This window comes from Peribacillus sp. P4_B1 (assembly GCF_056402395.1).
Map to the genome: position 1 here is coordinate 1 of NZ_JBFUHM010000087.1, position 10,231 is coordinate 10,231.

Consider the following 10,231-nt stretch of genomic DNA (forward strand, 5'->3'; position numbering starts at 1 on the left):
ATTTTCAACTGTGAATGTAACTGGAATCGACTTGCCTTCCAATTTATCCTTCATCATCCTAAACTCATTTGTGGGATTTCCTTCATCGTCGAATAAATAGGACATCCTCAGCAAGGTAAATCCCTCAAAACCATGGTTGAAAACCATTTCTGCTATATTGTCAAAGCCCCATTCATTATTGATCAGCGGGAGTGCGTTTTCTCCGTTTAAAGAAATTCCTTTTTCATTAGCTAAAGAGGCAATATGTGTCACCAACGTTTTAGGAGCGCTATATGATGGTGCAGTATGTGCGTCTTGGTCTCCCATTTCCAAACAGGTGAACGTGAGGGCCATATTCGATTTCTTAAATTGATTCAATAATTGGGAGTAGTTATAGTACCCGGCACTATACTCTGCTGAATGCGGTAGTACTGGATCATTCATTTTCCAATGGACTCCTGAGATTTTAGCTCCAATTGGCACGCCAAAGACTTTATCAAAATGTTTATGGGCAAATTTAGAGATTTTTGCAAGATGTTTTTCGAGTGCTCCTTGATACCATTGCATAAAGTCGTATCCAAATTGTGTATCGATTGCTCCGCCCTTGGTGAAAAATTCATCCCCGTTTCCAGGTGGCTGAATCTCATTCCAGTTTTTATATGATTCACCCCAGGCAGCATTTAATTTTTTTATCGTTGAATATTTTTCTCTCAAGGTAAGTCTGAAATCCCTTTTCGCTCCTTCTGTATAAACTTGAAGCTGTCCCCTTTCAGGATAATCCCAGCCATCAGCATTTTGATAGGAGGGATATCTTAGTTCCCCAGCTGGTCCTGCACTTAGATATATTTTAGCTATTAGGTCCTTCTTATCAGCAAAGTTCTCTGCAAAGGATTTATACAATTCGTTGTACTGATCTGCTGTACCTTCCCACCAAGGAGCAAGTACTTCCTTATTCCAGAAACCACTTTCACTCTTGAATGCCATGTTATCTAGAGTGTCCTTATTCCAGAGCCAACTCGGGATGGGATAGTTACAATCATCCCCCACATTACCGCCGCATTGATGTGTAGACAGAATGGGCACCCATTTTAAACCGGATGCTTCTACTGTTTCCGCATATTTTTTATAATAGGACCAATCAAACTGATTATCTTTTTTACTCTCGACTAACCCCCACCAGATATCTGTCGTTATTGCATATACTCCATTTTCCTTCAACTGAATTAACTGTGCTTCAAATGCCTCCCAATCTGTTATTTCACCCAATGGGGCCATTACATAAAGCTTGTAATCTGGTTTTACTTCTGCTAATCCAGGTGAAGTACTTAAAGGAACAAAATACAGCATAAAGGTAAAAACGCCAACAGATAATTTGTTCATAAAAACGCCAACCTTTCCCCTATTTATTCTTAAAAATCCCTGGTTGAGATCGCTTACATCCATCGTTAAATAAAGTCACTCCTTTACTAGAAATTATATTTGTTTTGGTAATATTTATCAATTTAATTCGTCGGGGGAATATGTTCATATCTCCTCAAAGAAAAAAATGGATAGTCCTATAAGAGACTATCCAGCAGACAGTAGACAAACTCGATCGATAAATAATTGAGTTTGTCTATAGTCATTTTAAGGGTTTGTGAACGTTGATTGGAACGTAGGGCACTCGTTTTCCGCGGGCGCTCCACTCTTGGCGCCCTTTGTGCCTGTGGGGCCTCCCTTGGGCATGCTTTTCCCGCAAGAGTCCCGCACACCCGTTCCAATCAACTTTGTTTTAAAATAGAAGGATAAAAACATGGAGTGATAAGGATGGCTTCTAAACATTATTCTATTCAGCAAGATCAACTTGAAATGATTACGATAGATCAATTGGTGCCCGCAAACCATTTGGTTCGTAAAATGGAGGCCGTCATTAATTTTTCTATCATTTATGACTTGGTGAAAGACATGTATTCCGAAAAAGTAAACATAGTTTTAATTCTTTCCAAGTACCCAGTTTTTCTCCATGAAGCTGAGCTAGAACCAGAATCAGGAACGCTACGATTCTAATTGCGGAAAATACTAAATATCCTGTAGCATATGTTATCTGTTTTAGCGTTCCGAGTATATTTGGAACCAAGAATCCGCCAACCTCAGACAGCTCCCGCAATTCCTGTAATGAAACCAATTTCTTACTAACTGAAAGACAGCCCATTTGCCCATTCCGAGAAATAGCATAATGTATAAGGTATCAATAAGTTTGAAGAGAAGTTCTATCAAGTTTTATTTTTTCATTTTCATAAGCATAATAATAAGTGTTGATTCTTGATTTACCTTCAGACGATTACTATTCTTCATTAGAGGGCGTAATCTTCCCACCGCACGAAACGAGGACCTCCTTCATAAGATGTGTTATGAGCGGCATGTAGTAATTTTTAATCAGATTATAGCCGAGGAAAGGTTGGGTGCAATAATATGAGGCAATATCCAATTCATAATAATCCATTTCAAAATCTTCAGGAAAAAGACATGTCTTTTGAAGAGGTATTCGTTCATATTGTAGAATTCATGAAATTAAATCCTTCCGGTGACTATCGATTAATGGTCGGTACAGATTCGCAAGTACATAAAAAACATACAGTGTTCATTACAGGCATCGTGATACGTCAGGTCGGGAATGGTGTATGGGGTTGTATTAGAAAAGTGATGATTCCTAGAAGGATGATGCAATTACATGAACGTATTTCCCATGAATTGTCGTTAACTGAGGAGATCGTATCCATGTTTACGGAAGAAAGAAAAAATCAGTTAATCGATATTGTCCTGCCTGCTGTATATCAAGGGGCAACGTTCATCATGGAAGGGCATATTGATATCGGGATTGGAAAGCGGAACAAAACCAGTGAGTTTGTTAAAGAAATGGTAGCCAGGATGGAATCCATGGGAGTGGAACCTAAAATTAAACCCAATGCTTTCGTTGCTTCAAGCTATGCCAACCGGTATACAAAGCAAGAGTAAATGACTCCAAAACATGCAAGAAGCCTAAACTGTGAGCAATGGAGCTTTTTTCAAAGTAGGTAAGATGGATGGTAATATATTATACTAGAACAATATAGGTTGGAAATTTCCTGTTCTTTTTTTCAAGCTAAAAGTTGTACATATATTCCTCTCGTACGTTGCTCTGAATAACGCAAAAAAACCGGCCTCAGACGAGACCGGTTTTAAAGATAGAAGCCGTCATTGCCGTATTCAGTAAGAAAGTTTTAAACCACCACTCCTCAAAGTGGGTGTTTGCAGAAACAATCCTGTTGTCCAAGTCAGTGACGAGGCATAACATTCCTGTTTCAATATAAAACTCCCTATTACAGCTTAAAGGTTAAAACTTAAATATCATTACGAACAGTACAGCTTGTATTGTTATATTACCTGAATTCCTTATATCTTACAATGGTAATGATATCCATACCAATGACCTTTATCTTGGAATGGACGCCCGATTATCCCTTTATTCATAAAAGCATTCGTTAGGATCAAACTATTGATCAAAATAACTGATAATATCCACTTGGTCTTTATTTTGTAGATGATTGCTGGGATCTCCATAAAACCTTTTCGCGATTACACCTAATGCCTTTCTGCTGTTCTCCACTCGTAGATAAGGAACATCCAATCCCTTTATGTCGCGATCGCCAATCACAACCGAAGCGCCTTGACGAATTGCATCTTTAATGTAATTATGGCCATCCTCCTTATATCCGTTAACGGCAACAAAAAGGTATCCATTTTTTATTTCTTTTGAGTTATCGGCGACACCTGTAATGGATATATCTTCAACGTCCTTCGGCAAATCCCAGTTTATTGCTTCATATATTACGTCTTTAAGGATCATTAACTTTTCTCCTTTTTCAATTAAGCTATTCACCCTATATTTTGTATAAATCATAATTAACAACATGCCATTATTAGTATTAACAAGTACTCTAAAAATAATTGTTAATATATAATTTGTTTGTTGGTAAAAATTTTTTTCAGGTTGAGTCCGCCAAAATAGATTAAAGCCATTACTAAAAGCCCGTACATTTATGAATAAAAAAAAGCAGCATGAATTGGCTGCTTTTCTTTAAAAACAATATGGATATAACCGGTATATCTTCATGTTAAATTGAGATTTTCTCCTCGTTTTCCCCAACCAAGTCAATCACTAAGTTTACTATTCTTTTTTCATTACCTACACTTACGATTGAATTTCCAGGGGTTTTGTTTCGGCCTTTTGATTGTACAATGGCAAAATGAAAAACATCCCTAGTATAAAAAAGAAAGCCGCGGTTTCAAATATGGAAACGAGTGAAAATTGCTCTTTCAACACGCCAGCAGCACTCATAGTCAAAACCATGGAGCCAGTGAACAATGGGCTTAGGATTCCATTGACCCTTCCAATGAACTCGCCTTCGGTCCTCTGCAATATCAATGTATTAATCCCAATTTGAATACAAGGAAGCATCAGTCCATTAAAGAACTCGGCAGTAAGTGTAATCCAAAGGTTTGTTGACAGCCCCATTACCGCTATTCCAATGGCATTCACAAGCATTCCAAATGCTAATAATCTCTGAGGTGCCACCTTTTTGGCAAAAATCATCACTCCTGCTCCGCCTAAAATCATACCAATCCCATTCAACATAAATAACCATTGAAGATTTTCCTTAGGCAGACCCAGTTGTTCGGTAACAAGGAATATCGAGAGCGGCTGAATGAAACCCAGTCCGAGCCCGGCTGCCAGAAAACATAAACCAAGCAGACTCAGTTCTTTTTTTCGCAACACGTAGCTCACTCCGCTTTTCATTTCCTGCCACAATGTTGTTTTGGCCTTTTGTTCATCAAGTTTGCGATCTTTTGGAAGGAAAGCTAGTGCACCAGCTGAAAATAAAAACGCGAGGCCAGTTATAGCAATCGAGATATTGATCCCGAATGATTGGAAGGCAAATGTACCGAGAATCGGACCTAAAACCATAAATACTGCGAAAACTGTCTGATAAACTGACATCCCTGTCTGAATTTGACTTTCTGGCAAATGCATTTTAAATAGCTTCATGCCTGATGGCTGAGAAAATTGAGAAAGTATCGCCGAAATCAAAGTTGCAAAAAACACCATTTTCCAACTTCCGAAGATAAGCGTAATAAGCACAGCAAATACGGATATTGCACTTAAAATATCACACCAAACCATCGTTTTTTTCGGACTCCAGCGGTCAGCGAACGTCCCTCCAATAAATGAAAAAATAAAAATGGGTGCGAATTCCGCTACTGAAATCATTGAAATGGCAAAGGCATCCCCATTTGTCTTTTCCATGACGAATAACAAAACTGCAAAATTCCGCACCCATATCCCTATTTGTAAAAACAAGCCTGAAAAGATGATGGCCCGAAATACACGATTTGTAAATAAGTTAGGTTCCTTATTACTCAATGTTACAGATGAGTTTTTTCCCAATATAAAAACCTCCTGTGAAATATCTGGACAGGAGGCAGTACAATACAAATTTAAAAAGGCATAATATCCCTAATTGAAGGAACACAATGATCTTTGTTTGTATTTTAATGTACAGACTAATCCTATCCAGAAAAAAAGATCGTATTTAAAACGCATTTTTTCTTAAAGAATAGGATTAAATGATCATTGTTTAACCGTTCCCCTTCCATTTTATGCTAAAATCATAATAATCCATTTAATCTGAAAAATCAAGATAAAAATTCAATGATAATCCTTTTTTGGATCAGACTTGTTCATTTTCTTATTCAAAAAGAACTTCCTTTAAAAGAAAACCCTTTTATATCGTAAGTTTTCAGGGTTATTGCTGATTGATGCTTCTGCACTTTGTTCCACTTTAGGCCACAATTTTTTTCATGACCTTTTCCCGGAATAGCTCGTGCAAGTGTATGCTTCTTATCAGTTCTCTAGCATACGTTCATGATTCGGATTCGCCTGCACAAGTAAATGGGAAGATGGCATAAGAATTTGATGCTCATGTAAAGCAGCCATCATCTCAAACCTGACATTTCTTGCTGTTTCAAAGTAATGTTCAGGTTTTACAAGCCCCACTATGCATAGTTCATATCCAACATATTTTAGATTCGGATTTAAATCCGTAATGCCTATGTATCTAAAATCCTCTTCGGGGGTCCCATCCTCTAGCCTTAGCAGGCTTTCACCATACTTATCATTACAGATAATACATATATCCTCCAACAGCCGTTTTACCTTTTCAGGATTTTCCTGGTAACTTACTGTAATGCGTTCAATGATTCGCATTCTCCCTTTATTAAAATTTTGAATCGTCCTGATTTCACTATGTGGGATGGTCAGCAATTTTCCTGACCATTCTCTGATCTGCATGAACCTGATACCGATTTCCTCTACGGTTCCGGAACTTGTCCCATTGAATGTCACAAAATTCCCTACACGAAATTCATTATCTGAAAGCCTTACAAATCCCAATAAAATATCCTTAAGCATTTGCTGAGCGGCAAATCCGATAACGATTCCCACGATCCCCGCTCCTGCTAAAATTCCTTTTATATCAATGAACTGCCCAATCAGATAAATGAGGAAAATCAAAACTATGCCGTACCTGAGACTGGAACGAGTTACCCCCTGTATCGTTTTTTCCACTTCTTCCTCAAAAAAATCAGATCTTTTAAAGAACCATTCGACCATTTTATTCAAAATATAATATACCGCCAATAACAGTAAAGTTAATATAAACAGCCTCATTAATAAGAATTCCTTCAAATAATCCAAAGCACGCTCAGTAAAATTCAAGATTTCCATGTTCACACCTCTATTTCAACTTTATTCAGAATCGATTAAGATCCAGTCATCATCCTTTCCGATTATCCCTTCATCCAATATAAGTCTTGTTTTAAGGCGATAGGATACCCCTCGCTTATAAGGCTCCTTCAATATAGGCAGACAAAAGTTGAAAGGAATTTCATTGCTTTCCCCTGACTCAATCTCACTTGAAGCTAAAATGGTGCTCGTCTTAAGGGTATTTTCCATTCCCGTAGAATGAGTATCCATAATTAAATCACATTCGATCCTCCTTATTCTTTGCTCCTGGGTACCACCCTTAATCAAAAAATATCCATTTATGCATTCACCGGATTTATACGTATTTTTCGGAAGGATTAAATCTATTTGTGCAGAACCTATCCCTAAAAGTAACAAAGATTTTCTAAGTATCAACGAATACACTCCATTTATATTTATTTGTTTTTCTATTAAAACCTACATGTTTATACATTTCCTTAAGGGGACTACAAAAAAACCTTTACCACTTTGGTAAAGGTTTACTAAAACAAAATAGACCTTTACCAATAGGTAAGGTCTGGCTAACAACAATATGCTGCCAACAACACCGAGAGCAAAGAGCTCCGTAATGACGACATTGTTGTAAAAGCTACTCCCCTTAGGAGAAAGTATTCAAGTATATTATTTATCATACGTTAAGATTAGAAAGTTTGTCAAACCTTTATATTTTATTTTTTTCGGGTTCTGCCTGGGTAATTCGAGTTCTTTGTACATATATTGGTAATAATAAAAATATAATGAATTAACTTGTCCTGTAATTGTAAAAGAATTAACTGCTAGGTTTTAAATAGGCCAGTTGGTGGAATATGAAGTATGTAACAGCTAGTGTCCTTCTATTTAAAACTCGGTGAACGCTCCTTTCAAAAAGAATAAAGTGAACAAACTATGTATATTTATTAAAATCTATAATTATATTTAAAAATTAGCAAGATTTCTCTTTTACTTTCGCTGATCATGTTGTAATATAAATGTAACAAATGTAATATTAATTAAACTTTCGTTACATAAGTATCCTATTAGGGATTGGGGAGATAAAATATGAAAAAATTTTCAGGTGTGCTATTATCCATTATCATTTTATTTTTCACATTAAGTGGTCAGGTTACCGCCAAAACGTCATCACAGAATTTATCTGATGCAAATGCATTAAAGATAGCCGATAATGCCAGCAAACATTTTTGGAATGCTTTACATGGGTACAAAACCCAATCATGTTCACAAAAAACTTTCAATTATAAAGGGACAGAGTATTCATACATTTGCCAAGAGTTCAATACAAAAGATAAATTGACTGCCTACCTGGCAGAGACATTTACTAATAATGCAGTTGAAAAAGGACTGACTAAATATAATTACATTACCTATAAAGGGAAATTAGCACGTCCAGTCGGAGATGGCTTTAGCATGTTAGAGTGGAAAAAAGCCAAAATTAAATTGGTCTATCAAAAACAAAACGTTAGGTCATACAATTTAACTGTACCTACAGTCGACGGTGAGTCAGTAAAAAGAACGGTTACCTTTTATAAGTCCGGTTCCGCTTGGAAAGTCAATCAGTTCGATGCAGTTCAATAAAACATTGGTTTAAATGTAACGCCTCATATGCTGTATAGTTAGTTAAAAACTATATGTCATATGAGGTGTTTTTTTGTTGTCCCTTGTATCGTGAGAAATAATATTCCAGACTTGTAACAGCTCACTTTTCACTTCACAATATATTTAAACAAAAAAACACAGCTAAGATGCTGTGCCTTAACGGATTTTTGCCTTACGGAAGCCTTGATAGGTATCGTAGGCGGCAAAAATGATGAAGATGAGTATGAGACCCCAGTATATCGAGCTTTTCCATTCATCGATTGAGAATAGTGTTCTTTGGTATGCAAGGAATTCCGGGTTCAATAAATCAGGATTACTGATGATGATGATGAAAGCCAGAGTGTACAACAGCTGGTATATGGCATGAAATAAAGCTAATTTCAGGGTCCATCGTCTTAAAAATAATTTATAAATCGCCAAGAGCACTCCAATGATGACGACGCATGATACCAGCAGCCAATAGGAATTCAATACTTCTTGATTGAAAGAAGGTGTCACGAAAATGAGACTGCCATTTCTTTTTTCATAGACTCCTAAGAGGTTTGCTGCATTGAAATAAAGGGCCGCGAAGACAGAAAGACCTAACAAACTCGCAAAAATCTCGATCATAGGAACCGCTTTTTTCTTTGAAATGTTCGGCATAACTTTTAGGTTTTCCGGTGTCCATGGTTTCAAGTCCTTTGTTAAAGGCGACTGGTCTTTTGAAGTATCCATGCGTTCTAAAATGGCAAATGAAAGCGTTAACCAGAAAAACACTTGGATACCTGTACTGATGATACCGGTAATCCCTTTCCCGATTATTATTAAAATTGCGTCCACAACCGTATTCCCCATATCCCGAAAAGGATTATCCCCTATTAATCCGATCAGTGAAATGACTGCAGCTATTGGTAAAATCATTTTCAACAGACAGATATAAACATCAAAATAACGCGGTCCAATCAAATGCATCGGCCGATCGCGATAACGACTTGCCAGTATAACCGGATCTCCTAATTTTAAAAGGACGGCTTTCACGTCTTGTTCCGTATGATCCACCGGAAGCATATCCTCGATTGTAGATTGAAGCTCAAGCGCAATATCCCCCCGGTTTTTTTCTGGCAGCCTGCGGGTCACTTCCTGAATATAAAGTTCAATCAGCTCCATCCTCTCCCTCTCCTTTTAATAATATATAAAGCTCTTGAGAAGTTTTTTCCCATTCTTCCTTTAACTGAATGAATATTTCTCCACCATAATCGCTTAAAGAATAGTACTTGCGCGGTCTACTTTCAGAAGTATCCCAGCTGCTTGTGACCAATTCTTGTTTTTCCAGGCGGCGAAGCAAAGGATATAAAGTACTTTGATCAATGGTAATTCCAGACTTCTCTAAACGCTGGACAAGCGAGTACCCATACTGCGGAGTTTTGAGCTGACTTAAGACAGCTAACGTCAAAGTGCCCCTGCGCAGCTCAGTTGTTAATGAATTCAGTAAAGTGCTCATCCAATCACCCTTTCTCTATACTATGTGACGTACACCATACCTTATACTATGCATCATACACTATTTTAGTTCTTACACCAATATAAAAATGAAAATATATTTTATTTAACGCATAAAAAAGAGAAGCGTTTTGGTATTATCCCCTACAGGTAGACAGAGTAAAAAGAGAGCATGATAAAATGTTCTTAACAGTCTATCTGAGAGGGGATTTTTCTATGGCAAAAAAGGGGCAAACGTTTCAAACATATACAGAAGAATTAAAGCGAGAAGTTGTTCGTTTGAAGTTGGAGGAAGGCTGGTCATATCGTCGGCTTCGTGAGCGATTTGGTATCAAAAGT

9 protein-coding genes, 1 other RNA gene and 2 pseudogenes are annotated in these 10,231 nt (G+C 37.2%); 4 read left to right on the forward strand and 8 right to left on the reverse strand.

Annotation, left to right across the window (positions count from 1 at the left end; genetic code table 11):
• Positions 1–1,359, reverse strand: a 1,359-nt coding sequence (locus AC1DVK_RS25480; protein ID WP_477627690.1) for a family 14 glycosylhydrolase, incomplete at its 3' end; no start/stop codon positions are given.
• Between the two features lie 426 nt (positions 1,360–1,785).
• On the opposite strand from AC1DVK_RS25480, the pseudogene AC1DVK_RS25485 reads away from it, so the two are divergent.
• Positions 1,786–1,935 (forward strand): annotated as a pseudogene (locus AC1DVK_RS25485) (IS5/IS1182 family transposase); the annotation flags it as partial.
• A gap of 495 nt (positions 1,936–2,430) precedes the next feature.
• On the forward strand, positions 2,431–2,973 hold the full coding sequence (locus tag AC1DVK_RS25490; protein WP_089362260.1) for a ribonuclease H-like YkuK family protein: 543 nt from the start codon (positions 2,431–2,433) through the stop codon (positions 2,971–2,973).
• Between the two features lie 209 nt (positions 2,974–3,182).
• Here the strand turns inward: AC1DVK_RS25490 and ssrS are convergent.
• The 5 genes from ssrS to AC1DVK_RS25515 all read right to left on the reverse strand — a co-directional run bounded on the left by ssrS (position 3,183) and on the right by AC1DVK_RS25515 (position 7,195).
• Positions 3,183–3,369: non-coding RNA, 6S RNA (gene ssrS, locus AC1DVK_RS25495), on the reverse strand.
• Between the two features lie 121 nt (positions 3,370–3,490).
• Positions 3,491–3,844 (reverse strand): Mur ligase domain-containing protein, encoded by a 354-nt coding sequence (locus AC1DVK_RS25500; protein ID WP_477627691.1) that lies wholly within the window; start codon positions 3,842–3,844, stop codon positions 3,491–3,493.
• A 345-nt stretch (positions 3,845–4,189) separates the two neighbouring features.
• Positions 4,190–5,443 carry an MFS transporter gene (locus AC1DVK_RS25505; protein ID WP_061463244.1) on the reverse strand — a complete coding sequence of 418 codons (1,254 nt, stop codon included), beginning with the start codon at positions 5,441–5,443 and terminating at the stop codon, positions 4,190–4,192.
• A 456-nt stretch (positions 5,444–5,899) separates the two neighbouring features.
• The gene (locus AC1DVK_RS25510; RefSeq protein WP_410862181.1) at positions 5,900–6,781 is read right to left on the reverse strand and encodes a mechanosensitive ion channel family protein; all 882 of its coding nucleotides are present in this window, start codon (positions 6,779–6,781) and stop codon (positions 5,900–5,902) included.
• A gap of 21 nt (positions 6,782–6,802) precedes the next feature.
• Positions 6,803–7,195 (reverse strand): sporulation protein, encoded by a 393-nt coding sequence (locus tag AC1DVK_RS25515; RefSeq protein WP_410862179.1) that lies wholly within the window; start codon positions 7,193–7,195, stop codon positions 6,803–6,805.
• Positions 7,196–7,858: 663 nt separating this feature from the next.
• On the opposite strand from AC1DVK_RS25515, the gene AC1DVK_RS25520 reads away from it, so the two are divergent.
• Positions 7,859–8,392, forward strand: coding sequence for an IseA DL-endopeptidase inhibitor family protein (locus AC1DVK_RS25520; RefSeq protein WP_089362265.1), 534 nt, complete (start codon positions 7,859–7,861; stop codon positions 8,390–8,392).
• A 177-nt stretch (positions 8,393–8,569) separates the two neighbouring features.
• On the opposite strand, the gene AC1DVK_RS25525 is transcribed toward AC1DVK_RS25520, so the two are convergent.
• Both AC1DVK_RS25525 and AC1DVK_RS25530 read right to left on the reverse strand, forming a co-directional pair.
• A complete protein-coding gene (locus tag AC1DVK_RS25525) occupies positions 8,570–9,559 on the reverse strand; it encodes a hypothetical protein (RefSeq protein ID WP_410862178.1) in 990 nt (329 codons plus the stop codon).
• Positions 9,546–9,893 (reverse strand): PadR family transcriptional regulator, encoded by a 348-nt coding sequence (locus tag AC1DVK_RS25530; RefSeq protein ID WP_061463248.1) that lies wholly within the window; start codon positions 9,891–9,893, stop codon positions 9,546–9,548. Before AC1DVK_RS25530 ends, AC1DVK_RS25525 begins: the two co-directional genes overlap by 14 nt.
• A gap of 215 nt (positions 9,894–10,108) precedes the next feature.
• On the opposite strand from AC1DVK_RS25530, the pseudogene AC1DVK_RS25535 reads away from it, so the two are divergent.
• Positions 10,109–10,231 (forward strand): annotated as a pseudogene (locus AC1DVK_RS25535) (IS3-like element ISBth8 family transposase); the annotation flags it as partial.